At 67.9% G+C, this 23,908-nt stretch carries 21 protein-coding genes; 14 read left to right on the forward strand and 7 right to left on the reverse strand.

Features of this window, described 5'->3' with window-relative positions; translation table 11 throughout:
• Nucleotides 1-104: 104 nt before the first annotated feature.
• Nucleotides 105-932 carry an OmpA family protein gene (locus LG334_RS22200; protein WP_404381591.1) on the reverse strand — a complete coding sequence of 276 codons (828 nt, stop codon included), beginning with the start codon at nucleotides 930-932 and terminating at the stop codon, nucleotides 105-107.
• Nucleotides 933-1,266: 334 nt separating this feature from the next.
• Here LG334_RS22200 and LG334_RS22205 point away from each other — a divergent pair, with 334 nt between their 5' ends.
• Together LG334_RS22205 and LG334_RS22210 are read left to right on the forward strand one after the other, a co-directional pair.
• Nucleotides 1,267-2,544 carry a DNA polymerase IV gene (locus LG334_RS22205; RefSeq protein WP_404381593.1) on the forward strand — a complete coding sequence of 426 codons (1,278 nt, stop codon included), beginning with the start codon at nucleotides 1,267-1,269 and terminating at the stop codon, nucleotides 2,542-2,544.
• A 216-nt stretch (nucleotides 2,545-2,760) separates the two neighbouring features.
• A complete protein-coding gene (locus LG334_RS22210) occupies nucleotides 2,761-3,441 on the forward strand; it encodes a hypothetical protein (RefSeq protein WP_404381595.1) in 681 nt (226 codons plus the stop codon).
• A gap of 25 nt (nucleotides 3,442-3,466) precedes the next feature.
• On the opposite strand, the gene LG334_RS22215 is transcribed toward LG334_RS22210, so the two are convergent.
• The gene (locus LG334_RS22215) at nucleotides 3,467-4,228 is read right to left on the reverse strand and encodes a class I SAM-dependent methyltransferase (protein WP_404381597.1); all 762 of its coding nucleotides are present in this window, start codon (nucleotides 4,226-4,228) and stop codon (nucleotides 3,467-3,469) included.
• Nucleotides 4,229-4,372: 144 nt separating this feature from the next.
• On the opposite strand from LG334_RS22215, the gene LG334_RS22220 reads away from it, so the two are divergent.
• Both LG334_RS22220 and LG334_RS22225 read left to right on the forward strand, forming a co-directional pair.
• Nucleotides 4,373-4,666, forward strand: a complete 294-nt coding sequence (locus LG334_RS22220) for a DUF3572 domain-containing protein (protein WP_404381599.1) — start codon at nucleotides 4,373-4,375, stop codon at nucleotides 4,664-4,666.
• A gap of 95 nt (nucleotides 4,667-4,761) precedes the next feature.
• On the forward strand, nucleotides 4,762-5,463 hold the full coding sequence (locus LG334_RS22225) for a cold-shock protein (protein WP_404381601.1): 702 nt from the start codon (nucleotides 4,762-4,764) through the stop codon (nucleotides 5,461-5,463).
• 419 nt (nucleotides 5,464-5,882) lie between these two features.
• Here the strand turns inward: LG334_RS22225 and LG334_RS22230 are convergent, their stop codons facing one another.
• Together LG334_RS22230 and chrA are read right to left on the reverse strand one after the other, a co-directional pair.
• The gene (locus tag LG334_RS22230; protein ID WP_404381603.1) at nucleotides 5,883-6,308 is read right to left on the reverse strand and encodes a c-type cytochrome; all 426 of its coding nucleotides are present in this window, start codon (nucleotides 6,306-6,308) and stop codon (nucleotides 5,883-5,885) included.
• Nucleotides 6,309-6,409: 101 nt separating this feature from the next.
• Complete coding sequence (gene chrA, locus LG334_RS22235; RefSeq protein ID WP_404381606.1) at nucleotides 6,410-7,615, reverse strand: chromate efflux transporter; 1,206 nt, start codon at nucleotides 7,613-7,615, stop codon at nucleotides 6,410-6,412.
• Between the two features lie 328 nt (nucleotides 7,616-7,943).
• Here chrA and mdh point away from each other — a divergent pair, with 328 nt between their 5' ends.
• The 6 genes from mdh to lpdA all read left to right on the forward strand — a co-directional run bounded on the left by mdh (nucleotide 7,944) and on the right by lpdA (nucleotide 16,946).
• The gene (gene mdh / locus LG334_RS22240; protein ID WP_009540582.1) at nucleotides 7,944-8,903 is read left to right on the forward strand and encodes a malate dehydrogenase; all 960 of its coding nucleotides are present in this window, start codon (nucleotides 7,944-7,946) and stop codon (nucleotides 8,901-8,903) included.
• A 26-nt stretch (nucleotides 8,904-8,929) separates the two neighbouring features.
• Complete coding sequence (sucC, locus tag LG334_RS22245; protein WP_404381609.1) at nucleotides 8,930-10,129, forward strand: ADP-forming succinate--CoA ligase subunit beta; 1,200 nt, start codon at nucleotides 8,930-8,932, stop codon at nucleotides 10,127-10,129.
• A 2-nt stretch (nucleotides 10,130-10,131) separates the two neighbouring features.
• Complete coding sequence (gene sucD / locus LG334_RS22250; RefSeq protein WP_404381611.1) at nucleotides 10,132-11,007, forward strand: succinate--CoA ligase subunit alpha; 876 nt, start codon at nucleotides 10,132-10,134, stop codon at nucleotides 11,005-11,007.
• Nucleotides 11,008-11,178: 171 nt separating this feature from the next.
• Nucleotides 11,179-14,127 (forward strand): 2-oxoglutarate dehydrogenase E1 component, encoded by a 2,949-nt coding sequence (locus LG334_RS22255; RefSeq protein ID WP_404381613.1) that lies wholly within the window; start codon nucleotides 11,179-11,181, stop codon nucleotides 14,125-14,127.
• Nucleotides 14,128-14,164: 37 nt separating this feature from the next.
• On the forward strand, nucleotides 14,165-15,460 hold the full coding sequence (odhB, locus tag LG334_RS22260) for a 2-oxoglutarate dehydrogenase complex dihydrolipoyllysine-residue succinyltransferase (RefSeq protein WP_404381615.1): 1,296 nt from the start codon (nucleotides 14,165-14,167) through the stop codon (nucleotides 15,458-15,460).
• Between the two features lie 82 nt (nucleotides 15,461-15,542).
• Nucleotides 15,543-16,946: a dihydrolipoyl dehydrogenase gene (gene lpdA, locus LG334_RS22265; protein WP_404381617.1), complete on the forward strand. Its 1,404-nt coding sequence runs from the start codon at nucleotides 15,543-15,545 to the stop codon at nucleotides 16,944-16,946.
• Nucleotides 16,947-17,233: 287 nt separating this feature from the next.
• On the opposite strand, the gene LG334_RS22270 is transcribed toward lpdA, so the two are convergent.
• The 3 genes from LG334_RS22270 to serB form a co-directional block, all read right to left on the reverse strand.
• Nucleotides 17,234-17,686 (reverse strand): copper chaperone PCu(A)C, encoded by a 453-nt coding sequence (locus LG334_RS22270; protein ID WP_404381619.1) that lies wholly within the window; start codon nucleotides 17,684-17,686, stop codon nucleotides 17,234-17,236.
• A gap of 127 nt (nucleotides 17,687-17,813) precedes the next feature.
• Complete coding sequence (locus LG334_RS22275) at nucleotides 17,814-18,116, reverse strand: hypothetical protein (RefSeq protein WP_404381621.1); 303 nt, start codon at nucleotides 18,114-18,116, stop codon at nucleotides 17,814-17,816.
• 31 nt (nucleotides 18,117-18,147) lie between these two features.
• Nucleotides 18,148-19,050: a phosphoserine phosphatase SerB gene (serB, locus tag LG334_RS22280; RefSeq protein ID WP_404381623.1), complete on the reverse strand. Its 903-nt coding sequence runs from the start codon at nucleotides 19,048-19,050 to the stop codon at nucleotides 18,148-18,150.
• Nucleotides 19,051-19,134: 84 nt separating this feature from the next.
• On the opposite strand from serB, the gene miaA reads away from it, so the two are divergent.
• From miaA to ilvC, 4 genes are all read left to right on the forward strand, one after another.
• Entirely contained in the window at nucleotides 19,135-20,112 is a 978-nt protein-coding gene (gene miaA / locus LG334_RS22285; RefSeq protein ID WP_404381625.1) for a tRNA (adenosine(37)-N6)-dimethylallyltransferase MiaA, read from the forward strand.
• Nucleotides 20,113-20,305: 193 nt separating this feature from the next.
• Nucleotides 20,306-22,066, forward strand: a complete 1,761-nt coding sequence (locus LG334_RS22290; RefSeq protein ID WP_404381627.1) for an acetolactate synthase 3 large subunit — start codon at nucleotides 20,306-20,308, stop codon at nucleotides 22,064-22,066.
• Between the two features lie 138 nt (nucleotides 22,067-22,204).
• A complete protein-coding gene (ilvN, locus tag LG334_RS22295; protein WP_404381629.1) occupies nucleotides 22,205-22,720 on the forward strand; it encodes an acetolactate synthase small subunit in 516 nt (171 codons plus the stop codon).
• 53 nt (nucleotides 22,721-22,773) lie between these two features.
• Nucleotides 22,774-23,793: a ketol-acid reductoisomerase gene (ilvC, locus tag LG334_RS22300; RefSeq protein WP_009540570.1), complete on the forward strand. Its 1,020-nt coding sequence runs from the start codon at nucleotides 22,774-22,776 to the stop codon at nucleotides 23,791-23,793.
• Nucleotides 23,794-23,908: the final 115 nt, after the last annotated feature.

The following is a 23,908-nucleotide window of genomic DNA, read 5'->3' on the forward strand; positions in this document are numbered from 1 at the left end:
CCAGGGATCGCGTACCGCAGCTGCGTCAGCCCCCACGAAAAACGCCGCCCGCGGCCGGAGCCGGGGCGGCGTCTTTCAGATGGCGGAAGACCGCCGCGGCGAGGTCAGGACCCCGCGAAGGTGATCTCCACGCGGCGGTTGCGCATCTCCTTGACGCTGTCACCGGTCGCCACGGCCGGCTGTTCCTCGCCATAGGCCTCAAGGGCCAGGTCGGCGGTGGGGATGCCCTTGTCGTTCAGGTAGTCGGCCACGGCCTCCGCCCGCTTCTGCGACAGCAGCAGGTTCGGCACCGGCTGGCCGACGGTGTCGGTGTGGCCGGCGACCACGATGCGGGCCGGCTTGGCGGCGCGCCAGTCGGCGACCACCTTGTTCAGGGTGGCCAGCGCCTCGCTGTCCAGCACCGCGCGGCCCAGCGGGAAGTAGACGGTGTAGTCGCCGTCCACGGCCGGCGCCTCGGCCACGGCCGTCAGCGCCTTCATGGCGGCGTCGAAGCGGGCCTTGCAGGCGGCGATGTTGTCGGGCTGGTAGTCTTCCTCCAGCTCTTCCACCCAGCAGTCATAGGCGGTCTGCGCATCGGCGGCCGCGGCGGGCATGGCTTGGCGGTCGCCGCCGTCAAGCTCGGCCAGCAGCGCCGCCCGGGCGGCTGCAACCTCTTCCGTCGAGCCGGCCGGCAGGCGGCGATCGGTCACCTCGTCGGGCAAGACAGTCTGACCGGCGGCGGCGGCGCGCGCCTTTTCGAGGAAATACTCCGTGTCCGTCCAATCGTAGATCGAACGCTCCTTCGCCGCCAGGTCAAGATAACCCTCGAACAGCGCCGTCTCGAACGCGCCGCCCTGCGGCTGCATGCCTCGCGCGCCCTCGACGTCCCAGTTGCTGGCGCACGCCGTGAGAAGACCGGCGGAAACGCTGACGAGAAGAGCCTTCTTGAACATGGATCGCTGTGTCCTTCGCTGCGTCTTGTCTGCCCGAATGTGTCGCCTGCCCGTTCGCGCCCCCCTGCGGACGTTCGGGGCTCCACGCATCGTTGGTGGGTCGCGGTGCGGGCAGCCGGCAGTGACCACCCGCAAACCGAGACCTTCCGTTGTTAAATGCCCGTCAGGGCAAGGTCAAGCGCGGCTCGTCCGAAAGGTCATGAAAAATATACGTCGTTTGGATGGCCGCAGCGGCCGGCGGAACGCTCCCGCCGCGACGCCCGCCCTTGCGCGGCGGCCGGTTTCGCGCTTTGTTCCTTGGCACGCCCATCATCCGCCGCCGGCACCGCCCACCATGAGCCAGTCCCTCTGCCGCACCTGCCTGACCGAAATTCCCGCCGCCGTGGACGCATGCCCGGCGTGCGGCGGCACGCGACTGGCCCGGCACCCCGAGCTGTTCTCGCTGACGTTCGCGCATGTGGATTGCGATGCCTTCTACGCCAGCATCGAAAAGCGCGACCGGCCCGAGTTGCGCGACAAGCCGCTGCTCATCGGCGGCGGCCAGCGGGGCGTGGTGGCGACGGCCTGCTACATCGCCCGGCGCTTCGGCCCGCACAGCGCCATGCCCATGTACAAGGCCCTGCGCCTGTGCCCCGACGCGGTGGTGCTGCGCCCCGACATGCCCAAGTACGCCGCGGTCAGCCGTCAGATTCGCGGCATCTTCGAGACCTACACTCCGCTGGTGGAGTTCCTGTCCCTGGACGAGGCCTTCCTGGACCTGTCGGGATGCGAGGATCTGTTCGGGGAATCGGCGGCGGCGATCCTGGCGCGGGTCCAGGCGCGCGTGCGCGAAGAGGTGGGCATCGGCATCTCCATCGGGCTCAGCTACAACAAGTTCCTGGCCAAGATGGCCTCGGACCTCGACAAGCCCGAGGGATTCGCCGTGATCGGCCGGAGCGAGGCGCGGGGCTTCCTGGCGCCCCGCCCCGTGCGCGACATCCCCGGCGTCGGCGAGGCCTTTGCGCGACGGCTGTTCCAGGCCGGCTACAAGACCATCGCCGACCTCCAGGGCGTTTCGGAAACCCGCCTGGCGCAGCAGTTCGGGGCGCTCGGACGGGCCCTGGCGCAGCGGGCGCGCGGCACCGACCCACGCCGCGTGACACCCCACCGCGAGGCCAAGAGCATTTCCGCCGAGACCACCTTCGACACCGACATCGCCAGCCAGGCCGACCTGGAGCGCCGGCTGTGGCCGCTGTGCGAGAAGGTGGCGGCACGCTGCAAGAAAAGCGGCGCGGCCGGCGAGAGCGTGGTGCTCAAGCTCAAGACCGCGCGGTTCCAGACCCTGACCCGCAGCCGCCGGCTGCCCGACCCCACCCAGATGGCTGAAACGATCTGGCGCCATGCGCGGCCGCTGCTGGCGCGGGAAGCGGACGGACGGTCCTTCCGGCTGATCGGAATCGGCGTGGCCGACCTGTGCGATCCGGCGCGCGCCGACCCGCCGGATCTGTTCGACACCGCTCAGGCGCGCGCGGTGCGGGCCGAACGCGCCATCGACACCTTGCGCGACCGCTTCGGCAAGGACGTCATCGGCCGTCGATCCTTCGGTGGAGACGACGCCGAACCGGATGGGTGACTCAGTACCCACATGGTGCTACTCTAGCGTGGGGTGGACCAGAACATCATCCCGCGGCACGGGAAGAAGCCCATGAAAACCGACATCATCACCCCGGTCGTGCCGCCGTCCCAGGACAGCGCACTTCCGCGTGTTGCGGACGTCGCGGCCCCGCGGGGCGAGGCGGCACAGGACCAGACCAGAATCGCAGCAGCGCGACTCGCCGTCGGAAGCGGCATGTCCGCCGGCTCCGACCGCTTTGGCGCGACCGCCACCCCCAGCCGTTCCGGCCCTGCGCCGGCCGCGGCCGCCGCCACGTCGGCCGGCCGGGGCGCCGACGGCGATGGCGGATCGGACGGCATGGCCTCGCAACGGGTGGCGCTCTCGCGCACCCGCCTGGAAGCGATGATGCTGGAAGCTCAGGCCGCGTCCACCAGCGGCGACGCGCAACGCGCCCGATCCATCGCCCGCGCCGTGAAGATGGAGGCCGGCGCCATCCGCGACGCCCTGCGCGGCGCCGCCGACGCCAATGCGGCAGCGGCGGACGCCATGGCCGCGGCAGCCGCCGCGCGCGCGGTGCAGGACGCGCAGGAAGCGGCCCGCGCCGCGGCACGGCGGGCCGCCGCCGAGACCGGCGAGGACCGGCAGGGCCTGGCGCCGTGGAATGGAAACGGCTCCATGCGGGCGACGCTGCTGGCCGAGTCGGCTCCGCTCGGCACGCCCACCACCAACCTGCACCGCAGCGCCTTCGAGGCCCTGCGCCGGGCGCAGGAAATCCTGGACCTGCTGTCACGGGTCGATGCCGGCGACCGCGCGTCGACCGCCCAATCGGGCGACGGCGGACGCGGCAGCCTGCTTCTCAACCGCATCGAGGCGGAAGACGGCGCCCTGCTGGACGGCTGGAACCTGCTGGCCTGAGCGGCCTCGGGCAGGAGCGCCGGCGCTACCACGACTCCGGCTGCGGAACGGCCGCCGGCGGTTCGGCCCGCGTGCCGGCGAACACGCAGAACTGACGGTCCCGGAACCACACATCCACGTCGCGGAATCCCACCCGCCGCAGCATGTCCAACTGAGCCTCGGCCGTGGCGCAGCGGTCGTGCAGCATGCGCGTCCGCGCCGCCTCCAGGTCCGCTTCGGGCAGGCCGGCGGCGCGCACCGCGTCCTCCCAGTCCACGGTCATTCGCCCCTCCAGCGCAGGCGTTGCCGCCGCCACCTGATCGGCGTTGACGAAGATGCCGCCGGGGGCCAGGGCGTCATGGATGCGGCCGTAAAGGGCCTCCTTCTCCGCGTCGGTCAGATGATGGATCGACAGCGCCGAGACGACGGCGTCCCAGGGCCCACCCGCGCGCAGGTCGAGCGTGCGGTAGTCGCCGACGATGCGGGCGACCTCCTTCGAGGCCGCGGCCTCCGGACCGTCGGCGGCGGCAAGGGCGGCGAATCGCTGGCCCGCCTGTTCAAGCATGTCGGGGCTGCCGTCGATCAGCGTGACGGCCAGGCGGGGGTAGCGCGCCAGCAGCACGGCCGCCAGCAGGCCGGTCCCGGCGCCCAGGTCAAGCACCCGACGCCCGCGCCCCGAATCGGGCGCAAGCCGCGGTGACAGGATTGCCGGGACGGCGCCGTAAAAGGCGTCGAAGCAGGGTATCAGAATGCGGCGCTGGGCGTCGTAGGTCGTAGCGGCGCGACCAAAGGCGGTAAGGATGTCCATGCACGCCCCCAAAAAATGAACTGCCGTCCGGAATTATACATGTTTCCCCCATGCGCGGCGTCCCTTGCCGTGCTATATGATGCTTGGGCGCCGGTTTTTGTCGGGGCCAGGACGAAGATGGGTCTACAGGGGATTTCGGCACGCATGCAGCGCTTGTCGAAGACGATTCAGCCGGATGCGGCGACGGTGGGGCTTCAGGCCCTGGCGTATATCGCGTCGGACGACACCCTGATAGACCGTTTCCTCGCCCTGACCGGCATGGCTCCGGCGGAGCTCAAGGAAAACGCGCAGGACCCCGCGGTTCTGGGCGCTGTTCTGGACTTCCTTCTGGCCGACGAGTCCCTGGTGATCGCCTTTGCCGACGCCAGTGATCTTTCGCCCGAAGCCCCCATGCGGGCCCGGATGGGCCTGCCGGGATCAACGGCGGAAGACTGGTAGTCGGTTTTCCACGCCCGTTGCATCCCACCCGCGTGAATTTGATTTGGCCGCGTCGGCAAGGGGACGCGCGCATCTTTGAGTTGGATACGAACACCATGGCGTGGAATCGAGATTCCGGGGGCTTTCCCGGTCACAGTGGGTCGGGCATGGGCCGCCGGTCGCGGTATGACGACGACGAAGTCACGGGTACGCCGACGCAGGCGACCGTGAAGTGGTTCAATGCGTCGAAGGGCTTCGGCTTCGTGAAGACGGAGCAGAGCGGTGAAGACGCCTTCCTGCACGTCTCCGTCCTGGAGCGCGCCGGCCTTTCCGCCCTGCCGGAGAACTCGGTCATCAGCTGCACCGTGCGTCCCGGCAACAAGGGCATGCAGGTCGACTCCGTCATCTCCGTCATCGAGATGGGCGAGCCCACCGCCGGCGGCGGTGGCTTCGGCGACCGCGATCGCGGCGGCTTCGGCGACCGTGACCGTGGCGGCTTCGGTGACCGCGGCGGCTTCGGTGACCGCGGCGGCTTCGGCGACCGCGATCGTGGCGGCTTCGGCGGCGGTCGTGGCGGGTTCGGCGGTGGCCGTCCCAAGCCCGAGATCATCGGCGATGCCGAAGGCACGGTGAAGTTCTTCAATGCCGAGAAGGGCTTCGGCTTCGTGACTCCGGACGACGGCAGCCGCGACATCTTCGTGCACATCCGCGCCGTGGAGCGTTCGGGCCTGGCGGGCCTGAACGAGGGCCAGCGCGTGAAGCTGTCCATCAGCCAGGGCCAGAAGGGCCCGCAGGCCGAGCGCATCGAGCTCGCCTGACCCCTTCGCAGCCCGGCGGCGACAGCCGCGCGACGTGCTGAGATGAAAGACGGCCGGTCCCGCGAGGGGCCGGCCGTTTTTTCGTCTCCCGTCAGTGGCGGGCGTGGCGCGAGGACGGCCACCAGGACACGAAGGACACCAGGAGGGCGTGCTGAGGATGGGGGCTGCGGGCTCCTTGGCCGGCGGTCGCCTGGATGAACCACCAAGACACCAAGGCAACAAGACACCAAGGCAGCGCGCGAAGGCGCGCCATTATCCTTCTAATGGCCCACACCAGCCGGCCTGCGGAACGCGATGATGAAAAGGAACGAGGGAGCGCGAGGGAGCCCGCGGCTCCCTCGCATCACCATTCCGGCGCGGCCGGAAGACCTTGGTTTCTTTGATGTTTCCCGTTTGCGTTAAAACGGACGACGCCGTCGTCAGCTGCCTTCGCTCAGGGTCTTCATGTAGGCGATGACGTCGCGGCGATCCTCTTCCTTGGGCAGCTTGAAGGTCATCTTCGACCGCGCGCTGGAATCGCCGGTCACATCGCGCAGCCAGGCGGTGGTGTCTTCCAGGTAGGCCATCATGGCCTCGTCATCCCAGCTTTCCACTTTCTCGGCGGCGGCCTTCAGGCCGTCCGAGTAGCTGAAGTCCTCCGACGCCGCCACGCCGCGGTCCATGATGTTCCACAGATTGGGGCCGACCTTGCGCGCGCCGCCCTTATCGAAGGTATGGCAGGCGATGCAGCGCTTGGACAGCTTCTCACCGTTGGCGGCGTCACCGTCCTGGGCATGGGCACCGGTGGCGGTGACGGCGCCGACGGCCAAGCTCACGGCCGCGGCGAACAGGGTGGTCTTGCGCATGATGTCTCCTCCAGATTCTGCGATCACTCAAGGATGACCGTCGCAGACCCTACGCGTGAAGCCCCCCTATGGTTTTGCCTCTTTCGGAGGATCAGCGGCGACTACACCGCGACTCCGAGGGCTCCGCAGACCAGGACCACCGCCCACGGCGGCACCTTCCACGCGGCCAGCAGCAGCAGCGCCAGCAGCGCCACGGCGAAGTCCAGCGGCCCCCGCACGCCGGCGGTGAACACGGGGTCGTAGAAGGCAGCCGCCAGCAGTCCGACGACGGCCGCATTGACACCGGCCAGCACCTGCCGCGCCCGGCGACTGCTCCGCAACCGCGCCCAGAAGGGCAACGCCCCCAGTACCAGCAGCCACGCCGGCAGGAATATCCCCGCCAACGCCACAAGACCACCGACGATACCCGCTGCCGCCGTCCCCAGATAGGCCGCGAACGTGAACAACGGCCCCGGCACCGCCTGCGCCGCCCCGTAGCCGGCCATGAACGATTCGGCGCCGACCCAGCCCGGCTCCACCACCTCGGCCTGCAACAGCGGCAGCACCACGTGGCCGCCGCCGAACACCAGGGCGCCGGAGCGGTACATGGCATCGAACATCTCGGCCAACGGCCCCTCCGCCACCAGGGGCAGCCCCACCAGCAGCCCGACGAACGCCGCCAGCGCCGCGACGGCCCAGCGGCGCGAAACCGGCACGGGCAGGTGAACGGCGTCCGCCCGCACCTCGGGCTTGACCAGCGCCAGCCCGGCCGCGCCGCCGGCGACGATGGCGGCAATCTGGGCCAGGGGCGACTCCCAGGCAGCGACGAGCGCAGCCGCGGCGACCGCGACCGAGGCGCGGCGGGCGTCGGGGGTGAGCGTCTTGGCCATGCCCCACAGGGCCAGCGCCACCACCGCGACGGCGGCGGCCTTCAGGCCCGACAGGGCGTCAAGCGTCAGCCCCGCCTCCCCGGCCATTGCCGCCACGCCCAGGGCCGTCAACACCATCACGATGGCCGACGGCAGGGTGAAGGCCAGCCACGCCGCCAGGGCGCCCGCCGGCCCCGCGCGCAGCAGGCCCAGCGCCAGCCCCACCTGGCTGGAGGCGGGTCCGGGAAGAAACTGGCACAGCGCCACCAGATCGGCGTAGGCTGCATCGTCCAGCCACCGGCGCCGGGTCACGAACTCCTCGCGGAAGTAGCCCAGGTGCGCCACCGGACCGCCGAACGCCGTCAACCCCAGCTTGAGGAAGGCGGTGAAAACCTCGCCGGCGCGGGCGGTCGAGGGCCGGTCGAGACCGGGCGGGGGCGGCGCGGTAGGGGTGTCCATCAGGGGCTCCGGGGCAAGACTCGGCACGCCAGTATAGGCGGGCGGATGGACGGGAGACCTACCCGAAGGGGGAGTTTCGCCGCCCCTCCGCCGGATTTCATGGAACCGTCACCGCCCCTGTGGACAGCCGGAGCCCTTGCCCTGCCTAGGCCTTGGGAAACGCGGCGGGAACGGCGCAATATCAGCGACCCCTAATATCCGGCCGCTCGCGGGCTTGCCCCTTGTCCTTCGCCCGGAAACGCGGTAGGTAATGCCCCCCGTTGGTGTTGCCGCAATTTCCTTGCGGTACCCCGCATCGCAACCGCTCTTCCAGCACGAGGGGACATCCATGGCACGCAACAAGATCGCTCTGGTCGGCGCCGGCAACATCGGCGGCACGCTGGCGCATCTGATCGGTCTGAAGGAACTGGGCGACGTCGTCCTGTTCGATATCGCAGAGGGCACGCCGCAGGGCAAGGGCCTGGACATCGCCGAGTCGACCCCGGTCGAAGGCGTCGACGCCGAGTACACGGGCGCCAACGACTACAGCGCGATCAAGGGCGCCGACGTCGTGATCGTGACCGCCGGTGTCCCCCGCAAGCCGGGCATGAGCCGCGACGACCTGATCGAGACCAACGCCAAGGTGATGAGCGCCGTCGGCAAGGGCATCAAGGAAAACTGCCCGGACGCCTTCGTGATCTGCATCACCAACCCGCTGGACGCCATGGTGTGGGCCCTGCGCGAGGCCTCCGGGCTGCCGCACAACAAGGTCGTCGGCATGGCCGGCGTCCTGGACAGCGCCCGCTTCCGCTGGTTCCTGCACGAGGAATTTAACGTCTCCGTCCAGGACATCACGGCCTTCGTGCTGGGTGGCCACGGCGACACCATGGTCCCGCTGACCCGCTACTCCACCGTCGCCGGCATTCCGCTGCCCGACCTGGTGAAGATGGGCTGGACCACGCAGGAGAAGCTGGACCAGATCGTTCAGCGCACCCGCGACGGCGGCGCCGAGATCGTCGCCCACCTGAAGACCGGCTCCGCCTTCTACGCCCCGGCCGCGTCCGCCATCGAGATGGCCGAAGCCTACCTGAAGGACAAGAAGCGCCTGCTGCCCTGCGCCGCCTGGTGTGACGGTGTATACGGCCTGGACGGTTTCTACGTCGGCGTGCCCTGCATCATCGGCGAGAACGGCGTCGAGAAGGTCGTGGAGATCGACCTGAACGACGAGGAAAAGGCGATGTTCCAGAACTCGGTCAACGCCGTGAAGGGCCTCGTCGAGGCGGCCAAGAAGCTGATGCCCCAGGGCTAAGCGATCTGTAAGGAAGGCCTGTACAGATGAATATCCACGAGTATCAAGCGAAGCAGATCCTCCAGAAGTTCGGTGTTCCGGTTCTGGACGGCGGCGTCGCCTACACCGCCGACGAGGCGATCACGGTGGCCAAGCAGCTGCCCGGCCCCGTCTACGTGGTCAAGAGCCAGATCCACGCCGGCGGCCGCGGCAAGGGCACCTTCAAGGAGTCCGAAGCCGGCGAGAAGGGCGGCGTGCGCGTCGTCAAGTCGCCCGCCGAGGTCGGCGAGAACGCCAAGCAGATGCTGGGCAAGACGCTGGTCACGCACCAGACCGGCCCGGCCGGCAAGGAAGTCAAGCGCGTCTACGTCGAAGCGGGCTGCGACATCCAGCGCGAGCTGTACCTGGCGATGCTGGTCGACCGCGCCACGTCGCGCATCTCCGTGATGGCCTCCACCGAGGGTGGCATGGACATCGAGGAGGTCGCCGCCTCCACCCCGGAAAAGATCGTCACGCAGTCGATCGACCCGGCGTCGGGCATTTCCGGCTTCCACTGCCGCAACATCGCGTTTGCGCTGAAGCTGGAGGGCAAGCAGGTCGGTGCCTTCACCAAGATGCTGACCGCGCTGTACAAGTGCTTCGTCGACACCGACGCCTCCATGCTGGAGATCAACCCGCTCGTCGTCACCGGCGACGGTCAGGTGATCCCGCTGGACTGCAAGATGAACTTCGACGACAACGCCCTCTACCGTCACAAGGACATCGAGGAGATGCGTGACGAGTCCGAGGAGGACCCGTCGGAGATCGAGGCCGCCCAGCACAGCCTCAACTACATCAAGCTCGATGGCTCCATCGGCTGCATGGTGAACGGCGCCGGCCTCGCCATGGCGACCATGGACATCATCAAGCTGTACGGCGGCAGCCCCGCCAACTTCCTGGACGTCGGCGGCGGTGCCACGAAGGAGCGCGTGACCGCGGCCTTCAAGATCATCCTGTCCGATCCCAACGTGGAAGGCATCCTGGTCAACATCTTCGGCGGCATCATGCGCTGTGACGTCATCGCCGAGGGTGTCGTGGCCGCCGCCCGCGAGGTCAGCCTGAACGTGCCGCTCGTCGTCCGCCTGGAAGGCACCAACGTCGAGCTGGGCAAGAAGATCATGAGCGAGAGCGGCCTGCCCATCATCGCCGCCGACAACCTGGCGGACGCCGCTGAAAAGGTCGTCAAGGCCGTCAAGGAGGCCAAGTAACCATGGCTGTTCTGATCGATAGCAACACGAAGGTCATCTGCCAGGGCTTCACCGGCTCGCAGGGCACCTTCCACTCCGAACAGGCCATCGCGTACGGCACCAAGATGGTCGGCGGCGTGACCCCCGGCAAGGGCGGCACCACCCACCTGGACCTGCCGGTGTTCGACACCGTGGCCGACGCCAAGGAAGCCACCGGCGCCAACGCCACCGTGATCTACGTCCCGCCGCCGTTCGCGGCCGACGCGATCCTGGAGGCGATCGACGCCGAGATGGACCTGGCGGTGTGCATCACCGAGGGCATCCCGGTGCTGGACATGGTGAAGGTCAAGCGTGCCCTGGAAAACTCCAAGACGCGCCTGGTCGGCCCCAACTGCCCGGGCGTCATCACGCCGGGCGAGTGCAAGATCGGCATCATGCCGGGCCACATCCACCAGCGTGGCAAGATCGGCGTCGTGTCCCGTTCGGGCACCCTGACCTACGAAGCCGTGGCGCAGACCACCGCGGCCGGCCTGGGCCAGAGCACCTGCATCGGCATCGGCGGCGACCCGGTCAACGGCACCAACTTCATCGACTGCCTGGACATGTTCCTGAAGGACCCGGAAACCGAAGGCATCATCATGATTGGTGAGATCGGTGGTTCGGCCGAGGAAGAGGCCGCCGAGTTCCTGAAGGCCCAGAAGGTGAAGAAGCCGACCGTCGGTTTCATCGCCGGTGTCACCGCCCCCCCGGGCAAGCGCATGGGCCACGCCGGCGCCATCATCTCGGGCGGCAAGGGCACCGCGGCTGACAAGATGGAGGCCATGAAGTCGGCCGGCATCATGGTCGCCGACAGCCCGGCGGCGCTGGGTTCGACCATGCTCAAGGCGATGAAGGGCTGACCTAACAGGTCCCTTCGCCGACCGTATGGGTCGCATGCCCCCGCTCGGGTGATTGCCCGCGCGGGGGCATTGCGACATCCCAAGGTAGGAAACCACGGAGTTCCGACGTGGCCTCCCGCCCCCAACGGGGGACTGGACCGCGCCGGCCTCCAAACCAAGAGAGCCGGAGCTTTGGAAGCTTCTTTCCTCACTGGCGCGAACGCCATCTTCATCGCCGAGCTGTACGAGCGGTGGCTCGACGATCCGAATTCCGTCGACCAGAGCTGGCAGACCTTCTTCGCGGAGCTGCACGACGATCCCGAAGCGGTGCGCGGTGAGCGGCACGCCGGCGCGTGGGCCCCGGACGGCCGCGCCAAGGTGATCGGCGCCGTCGACCCCGACGAGGCAGCCCAGGCCGCCAAGAAGAAGAAAGAAGCGCCGAAGGGCGGCGCCGGCCTGTCCACCGACGAGGTGCGCTCGCGCACCCTGGACAGCATCCGCGCGCTGATGCTCATCCGCGCCTACCGCGTCCGCGGCCACCTGATGGCCAAGCTGGACCCGCTGGGCCTGATCGAGCCGGAACCGCACCCGGAGCTGGAATACACCACCTACGGCTTCACCGACGCGGACCTGGACAAGGAAATCTTCATCGACAACGTCCTGGGGCTGGAAACCGCCACGCTGCGGACCATCCTGGAGGTCGTGCAGGCCACCTACTGCGGGTCGGTGGGCGTGGAGTTCATGCACATCCAGGACCCCGAGCAGAAGGCCTGGATTCAGCGCCGCGTCGAAGGGGCCCGCAGCCACGCCGACTTCACGGACCTGGGCAAGCGCACGATCCTGGAGCGCCTGACCAATGCCGAGGGCTTCGAAAAGTTCCTGCAGGTCAAGTACACCGGCACCAAGCGCTTCGGCCTGGAAGGCGGCGAGTCCGTCATTCCCGCCATTGAGCAGGTGCTCAAGCGCGGCAGCCAGCTGGGTGTCGAGGAAGTGGTGTTCGGCATGGCCCACCGCGGCCGGCTGAACGTGCTGTCCAACATTCTGCACAAGCCCTACCAGGCCATCTTCTCCGAATTCCAGGGCAACGCCGCCAACCCGGACGACGTCCAGGGTTCGGGCGACGTGAAGTACCACCTGGGCACCTCGGCCGACCGCGAGTTCGACGGCAAGAAGGTCCACCTGTCGCTGCAGGCCAACCCGTCGCACCTGGAGGTCGTGGACCCCGTGGTGCTCGGCAAGGTGCGCGCCAAGCAGGAACAGCTGGGCGACACCGAGCGCAAGCGCGTGCTGGGCATCCTGCTGCATGGTGACGCGGCGTTTGCCGGCCAGGGCATCGTGGCGGAGTGCTTCGGCCTGTCGCAGCTGAAGGGCTACCGCACCGGCGGCACCATCCACTTCATCATCAACAACCAGATCGGCTTCACCACGGCGCCGCAGTACAGCCGTTCGGGCCCCTACAGCTCGGACATCGCCAAGATGGTGCAGTCGCCGATCCTTCACGTGAACGGCGACGACCCGGAAGCGGTCATCTTCGCCGCCCGCGTCGCCGCCGAGTTCCGCCAGGAGTTCGGGGCCGACGTGGTGGTGGACATGATCTGCTACCGCCGCCACGGCCACAACGAATCCGACGAGCCGGCCTTCACCCAGCCGCTGATGTACCGCAAGATCAGCGAGCAGCCGACGACCCGCGCCCGCTATGCCGAAAAGCTGGCGGCCGAGGGCAAGGTCAGCGCCGAAGAGGCGCAGAAGATCAACGACGACTTCGTCGCCCGCCTGGAGGACGAGTTCAAGGCCGCCGCCAGCTACCGCCCCAACAAGGCCGACTGGCTGGAGGGCAAGTGGAAGGGCCTGATGCAGGCCACCGGCGAGGAAGAGTACCGCACCGAAGCCACCGACGTTGACTTCGACGTCCTGCAAGAGGTCGGCAAGGCGCTCTCCACCCCGCCGGAGGACGAAGGGTTCGAGGTCAACCGCAAGATCCAGCGCCAGATGAAGGCCAAGGCCAAGATGTTCGAGTCCGGCGAGGGCATCGACTGGGCCACGGGCGAGGCGCTGGCCTTCGGAACGCTGCTGGTCGAAGGCGCGCATGTGCGCCTGTCCGGCCAGGACGCCGGCCGCGGCACGTTCTCGCAGCGTCATTCCGTGCTGGTGGACCAGAACAGCGAGCGCACCTACGTGCCGCTGAACCACATCCGCCCCGGCGAGCAGGCCCGCTACGAGGTCATCGACAGCCCGCTGTCCGAGGTTTCAGTGCTGGGCTTCGACTACGGCTACTCCCTGCAGGAGCCGCATGGCCTGACGCTCTGGGAAGCCCAGTTCGGCGACTTCGCCAACGGCGCCCAGGTTATCGTCGACCAGTTCATCAGCTCGGGCGAGTCCAAGTGGCTGCGCATGTCGGGCCTGGTGATGCTGCTGCCGCACGGCTACGAGGGCCAGGGCCCCGAGCACTCCTCGGCGCGCCCCGAGCGCTACCTGCAGCAGTGCGCGGAAGACAACATGCAGGTGTGCAACATCACCACGCCGGCCAACTACTTCCACGCCCTGCGGCGCCAGATCCGCCGCAACTTCCGCAAGCCGCTGATCGTCTTCACGCCGAAGTCGCTGCTGCGCCACAAGCTGGCGACCTCCAAGCTGGAGGACTTCGGCCCCGGGTCGCGCTTCCGCCGCGTCATGCCGGAGTGGAACGAGGGCCTGAAGCCCGACGACAAGATCCGCCGCGTGGTGCTGTGCTCGGGCAAGGTCTACTACGACCTGCTGCAGGCCCGCATGGACCAGGAACTGGACGACGTGGCGATCATCCGCATCGAACAGCTCTACCCCTGGCCCAAGGAAACCCTGGTGGCCCAGCTGTCGCGCTACAAGAACGCGGAAGTGGTCTGGTGCCAGGAAGAGCCGGCCAACATGGGCTATTGGCAGTTCGTCGACCGGCGCATCGAATTCGCGCTGGAATCCATTGACGGCCACAAGTCCCGCAAGGCGACCTACGTCGGCCGCAAGGCGTCGGCATCGCCGGCGACCGGCCTGTTCAAGGTCCATGTGGCCGAACAGACCGGCCTGGTGGAGGACGCCCTGACCGGCGACCTGGATAAGGTGTGGGTGCCGTTCGCGCGTGTCACCCAGCTCAGCAAGATCGGCCAGTAAGCGGCCACGGCAGTTAACGATTAGTCAGAGGAAACTCATGGCGACGGAAATCAAGGTGCCCGCCCTGGGCGAGTCCGTGACCGAGGCCACGGTCGCGAAGTGGTTCAAGCAGGTCGGTGACAGCGTCAATGCCGACGAGCCGCTGGTGGAACTGGAGACCGACAAGGTGACCGTCGAGGTCCCCGCGCCGTCCGCCGGCACCATCCAGGAGATCACGGCCGAGGAAGGCTCCGACGTGGAAGTCGGCTCCATCCTGGGCCTGCTGGGCGAGGGCGCAGGTGCGGCCCCGGCTCCCAAGAAGGAAGAGCCGAAGAAGGAAGAGGCCCCCAAGGCCGAAGAGAAGCCCGAGCCGAAGGCGCAGCCCGAGCCGGCCAAGCCGGCGCAGCCGCAGGAAAGCCAGGCTCCGGCGGGGCAGAAGGCCAACCTGGACTACCCGCTGGCCCCGGCCGTGCGCAAACTGGTCGACGAGAACAATCTCGACCCGGCGCAGATCCCGGCGTCCGGCAAGGACGGCCGCCTGACGAAGGCGGACGTGGTCAACTACATGCAGGGCGGGGCCAAGCCGGCCGCCGCCCCGGCCGCCGCCGCGCCGGCGTCCGGCATGCCCTCGGGTCCGGGCCGCGAAGCCGGTCCGAACGAGGAAAAGGTCAAGATGTCCCGCCTGCGCCGCCGCATCGCGGAGCGCCTGAAGGAAGCCCAGAACACCGCCGCCATGCTCACCACCTTCAACGAGGTGGACATGACGAACCTGATGGCGCTGCGGAACCAGTACAAGGACAAGTTCGAGAAGAAGCACGGCGTCAAGCTCGGCTTCATGTCCTTCTTCGCCAAGGCCTGCATCCAGGCGCTGCAGGAAATTCCGGCCGTCAACGCCGAGATTTCCGGTGACAGCATCATCTACAAGAACCACTACGACATCGGCATCGCCGTCGGCACGCCGCAGGGTCTCGTGGTTCCGGTGGTGAAGGATTGCGACCAGATGGGCTTCGCCGGGATCGAGAAGACCATCGGCGACTTCGGCAAGCGCGCCCGTGACGGCAAGCTGAGCATGGACGAAATGTCCGGGGGCACTTTCACCATCTCCAACGGTGGCGTCTACGGCTCGCTGATGTCCATGCCCATCATCAACCCGCCGCAGTCGGCCATTCTGGGCATGCACAAGACCCAGATGCGCCCGATGGTCATGCCCGACGGGTCCATCGAGGCTCGCCCGATGATGTACCTGGCGCTGTCCTACGACCACCGCATCATCGACGGCAAGGAAGCCGTGACCTTCCTGGTGCGCGTCAAGGAGTGCCTGGAAGACCCGGCGCGCCTGCTGTTTGATGTGTAAGTGACCGCCTGGGGGCCGGACCGTCGTACAGAGGTCCGGCCCTTTCGCATGTCTGACGCATAGAGTTTTCGGGAAGCCAAATATGTCCGAGAAATCCTACGATCTCATCGTCATCGGCGCCGGCCCCGGCGGCTATGTCTGCGCCATCCGCGCGGCCCAACTGGGCATGAAGGTCGCCGTGGTCGAAAAGCGCAAGAGCCTGGGCGGCACCTGCCTGAACGTGGGCTGCATCCCCTCCAAGGCCCTGCTGCAGTCCTCGCACCTCTACGAGATGGCTGCGCACGACTTCGAGGGCCACGGCATCAAGGTGAAGCCGAGCCTCGACTTCGACACCATGATGAAGCGGAAAGACAAGGTCGTCGCCGACAACACCGGCGGCGTCGCGTTCCTCTTCAAGAAGAACAAGATCGACCACCTGATCGGCCACGGCACCCTGACCGCCCCCGACACCGTCAAGGTCGTCGGCGAGGACGGCGAGCAGGAAGTGAAGGCCAAGAACGTGGTCATCGCCACCGGCTCGGACGTGATGCCCCTGCCGGGTGTCGAGATCGACGAGAAGCAGATCGTCTCGTCCACCGGCGCGCTTGAGTTGCCCAAGGTGCCGAAGTCCATGGTCGTCATCGGCGCCGGCGTCATTGGCCTGGAGCTGGGCTCGGTCTACCGCCGCCTGGGCGCGGAAGTCACCGTGATCGAATACCTGGACTTCATCCTGCCGCCCATGGACGGCGAGGTGCGCAAGCAGATGCAGCGCATCCTGGACAAGCAGGGCCTGAAGTTCATGCTCGGCTCCAAGGTCACCGGGGCCGAGAAGAACAAGAAGGGCGTCAAGCTGACCGTCGAGCCCGCCAAGGGCGGCGACACCAAGGAGGTCGAGGCCGAGGTGGTGCTGGTCGCCATCGGCCGCCGCCCCTACACCGACAGCCTGGGCCTGGCCGAGATCGGCGTGGACATGACCGACCGCGGCTTCGTCACCGTGGACGAGAACTTCCAGACCAACGTCCAGGGCGTCTTCGCCATCGGTGACGTCATCGGCGGCGCCATGCTGGCCCACAAGGCCGAGGACGAGGGCGTGGCCGTCGCCGAGCTGATCGCCGGCGAGACCGCCCACATCAACTACGACGCCATCCCGTCGGTCGTCTACACCTGGCCCGAGGTCGGCGCCGTCGGCAAGACCGAGGAACAGCTGAAGGACGCCGGCATCGAGTACAACGTCGGCAAGTTCCCCTTCACCGCCAACGGCCGCGCCCGCTGCAACGGCGAGACCGATGGCTTCGTGAAGATCCTCGCCGACAAGAAGACCGACACGGTGCTGGGCTGCCACATCGTCGGCCCCGAGGGCGGCGATCTGCTGCAGGAAGTGGTGGTCGGCATGGAATTCGGCGCCTCCGCCGAAGACATCGCCCGCACCTGCCACAGCCACCCCGCCCTGGGCGAGGCGGTCAAGGAAGCGGCGCTTGCCGTCGCCAAGCGCACGATCCACATGTGATCGCACGCCGCATCATCGCGGAAAGGGGCGCCGGAGTGATCCGGCGCCCTTTTTGTTTGCGTCGGAGGCGGGGCGGGGCGAGGCCACAAGGACACAGAGATGCAAGGGCTTTGCGGCTGCGCCGCAATGTGGGCGCGAGGGAGCCACGGGCTCCCTCGCGCTCCCTCGATCCCTTGTTCACCTTCGGCGCGCAAGCCGGGCGAAGCGGCCATTCGAGACGAGGATTGCGCACCTTCGTGCGCTGTCTTGGCGGCCTCGCCACCACCGTCGCCACAAGAGTGCCGCGCCTACCCCGCCTCTGCCTCTTCCCCCACGACCACCTGCACCGGCATGGGCGCGCGGTCCTGGAATTGCAGGATCACTTCAATGCTGTCGCCATCTGCGAGCGGGCGGTTCAGGTCGTTGAGCAACAGGTAGAAGCCGTGGGGGCCGACGGCGTCGTGCGGGTGGATGACCACGCGGTCCACCGGCTGCCCCTTGTGGATCAGCATCACGTCCGATGCCGCACCCGTCTTCGCACCCATCAGCGCCACCGGAACATCCTCGTCGTTGCCGATGACGGCCTGCACCTTGACGTCGCCGGCGCGGGTGGGCGCCACCCAGGGCCGCACCACCTGAACAGCGGCCATCTGGTCCCCCTCGGCCGCCGTGGGTTCGGGCATCAGCCCGGCCGCCAGGCCCAGGGCAGCGGCGAAGGCGGCGATGACGGACAGGCGCGACAGGTTGGTGAGGGCGTGCATGGTCCGATCCTCCGTCGGTGACCATCATCCTTTCCTTGACGATGGCGCACGCGCCGGGGCGGAACAATCCGCCGGCCGTGGTGGAATCGGCCCAAAAGATCGTAAAAAGGGCGTAACCCCTGCAAAATCAGGGCTTTGTGCCCGCCCCCATGCGGTAGACGTAGACGTGCAACTCGCCTGCGTTGAACGTGTGGGCCCCGCCCTTGCAGCCGCGGGAACGGGTGAGGTAATCAACCACTTCCTGCGCCTGCACTTCCGTCGCGGCGGTGCGGATCGCGCCCACATCCCGGCCGGGCTTGAAGCGGTGCCGGCTGGTCAGTTCGGCCTTGCCGTCCTTCGCCATGCCCACATACCACTGCGCCGGATTGCCGCCGTTGCGGGCGATCAGGTGCTCGATTTCCTGGATGATCTGCGTCTTCGATTTGGCCATGCGGCCGTCCCCCTGCGCGACCGCCGCCCCCTCAAGCGGCGAATTCGGATCGTCGGTATCCTTGAGCGTACAGCAGCGCCGTCAGGTCGCCATGGTCGACCCGCACCCGCGCCTCCGCCGCCACGCTGGGCTTGGCGTGGAACGCCACGCCCAGGCCGGCGGCCTTGATCATGTCCAGGTCGTTGGCCCCGTCGCCAACCGCCAGCGTGCGCGACAGCGGCAGCCGACGCTCGGCGGCGGCCCCGATCAGCGTCTGCAGCTTGGTGTCGCGGTCCAGGATGGGCTCCACCACCGTGCCGGCCAGCGCCCCGTCGTCGATGATGAAATCATTGGACAGGTCCATGTGGAAGCCGCAGTGGGCGGCAACGCGCGTGGTGAAGAACTTGAACCCACCCGAGACCAGAATGCAGTGAGCATCATTCGCGGCCATGGTGCGCACCAGTTCCACCGCGCCCGACGTGTATTCGACGCGGGTAAAGCACTGCTCCAGCGTGTCGGCCGACAGGCCCTTCAGCATCCCGACGCGCTCGCGCAGGGCCTCCTTGAAGTCCAGCTCGCCGTTCATCGCGCGCGCGGTGATGGCGGCGATCTTGTCCTTCAGGCCGGCAAAATCGGCCAGTTCGTCCAGGGTTTCGCCGGTGACGATGGTGGAATCCATGTCGGCCACCAGCAGCATCTTGCGCCGGTCCCCGGCGGCCTGAGCCACCACGTCGGCCGCCACGCCGGCTTCCCCCACCACCTTGCGCACGCAGGCGTCGGCGTGGTCGGGCTCGGCATCTTCGAAGGGCAGATCGACGGCCACGCCCTCGTCCAGCCAGTCGGGCGAACCCACCTGCGCGCCCAGGCCCTTCAGGACCTCGCGCGCGGTCTGGACCGTGCTATCGTCCAGGCCCCCGCGGGCCGGGTCGGTGATCAGCGTCAGCACGTTTTCCATGGCGCGGGTCCTTGTCCTGGCGGCGCGGGGCGTGAAACGTTTGCACACTCGTATAAAGACCCGCCACAGGGTATGGCAAGCCGCATGAACGATATCCCTCCTTCCTCCGATCCCGATGCTCCGCCGCTGATCGTCGTGGCCGGCCCCACCGCCAGCGGAAAGTCGGCGCTGGCGCTGGACATCGCGCGCGAATTCAGCGGCACGGTCATCAACGCGGACAGCATGCAGGTCTACCGCGAGCTGCGCGTGCTGACCGCCCGCCCCTCGGCGGAGGAAGAGGCGGCGGCTCCTCACCGCCTGTACGGCGTGATGCCGGGATCGGAGGTGTGCTCGCCGGTGCGCTGGCGCGACATGGCGGTGCCGGAAATCGAGGCCGCCCACGTCGCCGGCGGGCTGCCCATCGTCTGCGGCGGCACGGGGCTCTACATCCGGGCCCTGCTCCACGGCTTCGCGCCCGTGCCCGAGGTGCCGCCGGAGGTGCGCGCCGAGGCCAGGGCGGACCTCGACCGCCTGGGACACGCGGCCTTCCACGAGCGCCTGGCGGCCGAGGACCCGGAAACCGCCGCCCGCCTCGCGCCCACCGACACCACGCGGAACCTGCGGGCGTGGGAGGTCTGGGTGGCGTCCGGCCGGTCGATCTCCTGGTGGCAGCGCCAGCCGCCGGAGCCGCCGCCGCCGCGCCTGCGCGCCTTCGTCATCACGCTGGCGCCGCCGCGCGACGTGCTCTACGCCCGGTGCGATGCGCGGCTGGAGCGCATGGTGCTGCACGGCCCGGCGCTGGACGAGGTGCGCGGCCTGCTTGACCTGGGCCTGCCGGACGACACGCCGGTGATGAAGGCTCTGGGCGTGCCGGAACTGGCGGCCCATCTGCGCGGCGAGGCGGACCTCGAGTCGGCGCTGAAACGGGCACAGCAGCTCACCCGGAACTACGCCAAACGGCAGATGACGTGGTTCCGGGGGCAGCTTGATGCCAACGAGACTCTCGCCGCGCAATATTCGGAAACTCTTTCCGCCGAAATCTTTCAGAAAGTTCGCCGCTTTTTGTTGACCGGCGGATTATGAGTCATTACGGTGCATCGTCCCCGGAATGGTCCGGGGAGAGGCGCGGCGCGCCGATCGGACACCCCTGACAGCGCACATCCGATCCATCGGAGAGACGACAGGCGGTCACGGTGTTCCGCGGACGCTTTTTTCGAAAGTGTTGAGCGGGCGGCGCGCGAGCCGCGCGTGCTTCATAGGGAATACAGGTGCGAATATGTCCATGGATCGCATGAACGGTGCTCAGATGGTCCTCAAGGCTCTTGCCGAGCAGGGCGTCGAGGTAATCTTCGGCTATCCGGGCGGCGCCGTACTTCCCATTTACGACGCGATTTTCCAGCAGAACCAGATCAAGCACGTGCTGGTGCGCCACGAACAGGCCGCCGTTCACGCGGCCGAGGGCTATGCGCGGTCGACCGGCAAGGTCGGCTGCGTGCTGGTGACGTCCGGCCCCGGCGCGACCAATGCGGTGACCGGCCTGCTGGACGCCATGATGGACAGCATCCCCATCGTCTGCCTGACCGGCCAGGTGCCCACCCACCTGATCGGCAACGACGCCTTCCAGGAGGCCGACACCACCGGCATCACCCGGCCGTGCACCAAGCACAACTACCTGGTGAAGAAGCCTGACGACCTGGCCCGTGTCATGCACGAGGCCTTCCACGTCGCGCGCTCCGGTCGTCCCGGCCCGGTGGTGGTGGACCTGCCCAAGGACGTGCTGATGAAGGAGGGCGAGTACACGCCCGCCGCCCGCGTCAAGCACAAGACCTACAAGCCGCAGGTCAAGGCCGACCGCGCCGCGCTGGAAGAGGCGCTGGACCTGATCGCCAACGCCAAGAAGCCCATCTTCTATACTGGCGGCGGCGTGGTGAATTCGGGCCCCGCGGCTTGCCAGCTGCTGACCCAGCTGGTGCGCTTGACCGGCTACCCCATCACCCAGACGCTGATGGGTCTGGGCGCCTATCCGGCCAGCGACCCGCAGCACCTGGGCATGCTGGGCATGCACGGCACCTACGAAGCCAACTGGGCCATGCATGACTGCGACGTCATGATCTGCGTCGGCGCCCGCTTCGACGACCGCGTCACCGGCCGCCTGGATGCCTTCTCGCCGGGCAGCAAGAAGATCCAGATCGACATCGACCCGTCGTCCATCAACAAGAACGTCCGCGTGGACGTGCCGGTGGTGGGCGATGTGGCCCACGCCCTGGAAGACCTGATCAAGCTCTACAAGGCCCGCCAGATTCGCCCCGACGCCGGCGCGCTGAAGGACTGGTGGAAGCAGATCGAGGAGTGGCGCGCGGTCGACTGCCTGAAGTTCAACCAGGACGGCAAGATCATCAAGCCGCAGTACGCCATCCAGCGTCTGTACGAGCTGACCAAGGGCCGCGAAACCTACATCACCACCGAGGTCGGCCAGCATCAGATGTGGGCCGCCCAGCACTACAAGTTCGAGCGCCCCAACCAGTGGATGACCTCGGGCGGGCTCGGCACCATGGGCTATGGCTTCCCTGCCGCCATCGGTGTGCAGATGGCGCACCCTGACGCCCTGGTGGTCGACGTTTCCGGCGAGGCCAGCTTCATGATGAACATGCAGGAGCTTGGCACCGCCATTCAGTACCGCCTGCCCGTGAAGGTGTTCATCCTGAACAACCAGTACATGGGCATGGTGCGCCAGTGGCAGGAACTGCTGCACGGCGGCCGCTACTCGGAAAGCTACTCCGAGGCGCTGCCCGACTTCGTCAAGCTGGCGGAGGCCTTCGGCGCCCACGGTATCGTCTGCGACGACGCCGGCAAGCTGGACGACGCCATCTCCGAGATGATCGATATCGACAAGCCGGTCATCTTCGACTGCCGCGTCGATGCCTCGGAAAACTGCTTCCCCATGATCCCGTCGGGGGCGCCGCACAACCAGATCCTGCTGGGCCCGCCCGGCGAGGACAACGACGCCATCGGCGACGAGGGCAAGGTCCTGGTCTGATCCGAGGGAACCGACCGCACCACCACCATCATACCCACCGCACGCTCGCACAGCCCCGCCCCCGCCCCGGCCTCCCTTCAGGGACCGGCGGCGGGAGCGGGGTCCCGCCGCGAGACCCTTGAGGGGGAGACACGTCCCGTGTCCAACGAAGTCGAAGAGATCGTCACCCACACCATCGCCGTCCTGGTCGACAACGAGTCCGGCGTGCTGGCCCGCGTCATCGGCCTGTTCTCCGGCCGCGGCTACAACATCGAAAGCCTGACCGTGGCCGAGGTGGACCCGTCGGAGAAGCTGTCGCGCATCACGCTGGTGACCAGCGGCACGCCCATGGTGATCGAGCAGATCAAGGCCCAGCTGGGCCGCCTGGTGCCCGTGCACAAGGTGCGCGACCTGACCGTGGACGGCCCGTCCGTCTCGCGCGAGCTGGCGCTGGTCAAGGTTGTCGGGTCCGGCGAGAAGCGCGTCGAAAGCCTTCGCATCGCCGACATCTTCCGCGCCAACGTGGTCGACAGCACCAACGAGAGTTTCGTATTCGAGATCGTCGGCAAGACCGACAAGCTCGACGCCTTCATCGCGCTGATGGAGCCGCTGGGCCTGGTCGACGTCTCCCGCACCGGCGTCGCCGCCATCGCGCGCGGCACGGGCAGCATTTGATCGGGGCCACCCGGCCCGTCCCTTCAACAGACTGTTTCCAAGGATTTAGGACAATGCGCGTTTACTACGATCGCGACGCCGACGTGAACCTGATCAAGGGCAAGAAGGTCGCCATTGTGGGCTATGGCTCGCAGGGGCACGCCCACACGCTGAACCTGCGCGACAGCGGCGTGAAGGAGGTCGCGGTCGCCCTGCGCGAGGGCTCCGCCACCCGCAAGAAGGCCGAGGCCGAGGGCGTGAAGGTCATGACCCCCGCCGAGGCGGCGGCCTGGGCCGACGTGGTGATGATCCTGACCCCCGACGAGTTGCAGGCCGACCTCTACAAGGACGACCTGCACGCCAACATGAAGGAAGGTGCCGCGCTCGCCTTCGCGCACGGCCTGAACGTGCACTTCAACCTGATCGAGCCGCGCGCCGACCTCGACGTGTTCATGATCGCCCCGAAGGGCCCGGGCCACACCGTGCGTTCCGAATACGTGCGCGGCGGCGGCGTGCCCTGCCTGGTGGCGATCGCCCAGGACGCTTCCGGCAACGCCAAGGAAGTCGCCCTGTCCTACGCCTGCGCCGTCGGCGGCGGCCGTTCGGGCATCATCGAGACGTCGTTCCGCGAAGAGTGCGAGACCGACCTGTTCGGCGAGCAGGCCGTGCTGTGCGGCGGCCTGACGGAGCTGATCAAGGCGGGCTTCGAGACCCTGGTGGAAGCCGGCTACGCCCCGGAAATGGCCTACTTCGAGTGCCTGCACGAGGTAAAGCTGATCGTCGACCTGATGTACGAGGGCGGCATGGCCAACATGCGCTACTCCATCTCCAACACGGCGGAATACGGCGACTACAAGACCGGTCCGCGCATCGTGACGGCCGAGACCAAGGCCGAGATGAAGCGCGTGCTGGACGACATCCAGTCCGGCCGTTTCGTGCGTGACTGGATGCTGGAGTGCAAGGCCGGCCAGCCCAGCTTCAAGGCCACCCGCCGCCTGAACGCCGAGCACCAGATCGAGGAGGTCGGCGAGCGCCTGCGCGGCATGATGCCCTGGATCAAGGCCAACGCCCTGGTGGACAAGGAAAAGAACTAAGCGGCGACGCTTGGCTAAAACGGAAGAGGCCGCTCCCCGGGAGCGGCCTTTTTCGTGCCCGGCTTCGCGCGGGGCGTGGGGAAGGCTGTCGCCTGCCCGACCTTTTGCGTCCGCC

It is taken from the genome of Caenispirillum salinarum, assembly GCF_044803115.1.
GTDB classification, from domain to species: domain Bacteria; phylum Pseudomonadota; class Alphaproteobacteria; order Rhodospirillales; family Rhodospirillaceae; genus Caenispirillum; species Caenispirillum salinarum_A.

Bases quoted from the DNA above. Each gene is read 5' to 3' on its own strand.
- LG334_RS22200 (WP_404381591.1), bottom strand. From the start codon at position 932: ATGTTCAAGAAGGCTCTTCTCGTCAGCGTTTCCGCCGGTCTTCTCACG.
- LG334_RS22205 (WP_404381593.1), top strand. From the start codon at position 1,267: ATGAGCCAGTCCCTCTGCCGCACCTGCCTGACCGAAATTCCCGCCGCC.
- LG334_RS22210 (WP_404381595.1), top strand. From the start codon at position 2,761: ATGTCCGCCGGCTCCGACCGCTTTGGCGCGACCGCCACCCCCAGCCGT.
- LG334_RS22215 (WP_404381597.1), bottom strand. From the start codon at position 4,228: ATGGACATCCTTACCGCCTTTGGTCGCGCCGCTACGACCTACGACGCC.
- LG334_RS22220 (WP_404381599.1), top strand. From the start codon at position 4,373: ATGCAGCGCTTGTCGAAGACGATTCAGCCGGATGCGGCGACGGTGGGG.
- LG334_RS22225 (WP_404381601.1), top strand. From the start codon at position 4,762: ATGGCGTGGAATCGAGATTCCGGGGGCTTTCCCGGTCACAGTGGGTCG.
- LG334_RS22230 (WP_404381603.1), bottom strand. From the start codon at position 6,308: ATGCGCAAGACCACCCTGTTCGCCGCGGCCGTGAGCTTGGCCGTCGGC.
- chrA (WP_404381606.1), bottom strand. From the start codon at position 7,615: ATGGACACCCCTACCGCGCCGCCCCCGCCCGGTCTCGACCGGCCCTCG.
- mdh (WP_009540582.1), top strand. From the start codon at position 7,944: ATGGCACGCAACAAGATCGCTCTGGTCGGCGCCGGCAACATCGGCGGC.
- sucC (WP_404381609.1), top strand. From the start codon at position 8,930: ATGAATATCCACGAGTATCAAGCGAAGCAGATCCTCCAGAAGTTCGGT.
- sucD (WP_404381611.1), top strand. From the start codon at position 10,132: ATGGCTGTTCTGATCGATAGCAACACGAAGGTCATCTGCCAGGGCTTC.
- odhB (WP_404381615.1), top strand. From the start codon at position 14,165: ATGGCGACGGAAATCAAGGTGCCCGCCCTGGGCGAGTCCGTGACCGAG.
- lpdA (WP_404381617.1), top strand. From the start codon at position 15,543: ATGTCCGAGAAATCCTACGATCTCATCGTCATCGGCGCCGGCCCCGGC.
- LG334_RS22270 (WP_404381619.1), bottom strand. From the start codon at position 17,686: ATGCACGCCCTCACCAACCTGTCGCGCCTGTCCGTCATCGCCGCCTTC.
- LG334_RS22275 (WP_404381621.1), bottom strand. From the start codon at position 18,116: ATGGCCAAATCGAAGACGCAGATCATCCAGGAAATCGAGCACCTGATC.
- serB (WP_404381623.1), bottom strand. From the start codon at position 19,050: ATGGAAAACGTGCTGACGCTGATCACCGACCCGGCCCGCGGGGGCCTG.
- miaA (WP_404381625.1), top strand. From the start codon at position 19,135: ATGAACGATATCCCTCCTTCCTCCGATCCCGATGCTCCGCCGCTGATC.
- LG334_RS22290 (WP_404381627.1), top strand. From the start codon at position 20,306: ATGTCCATGGATCGCATGAACGGTGCTCAGATGGTCCTCAAGGCTCTT.
- ilvC (WP_009540570.1), top strand. From the start codon at position 22,774: ATGCGCGTTTACTACGATCGCGACGCCGACGTGAACCTGATCAAGGGC.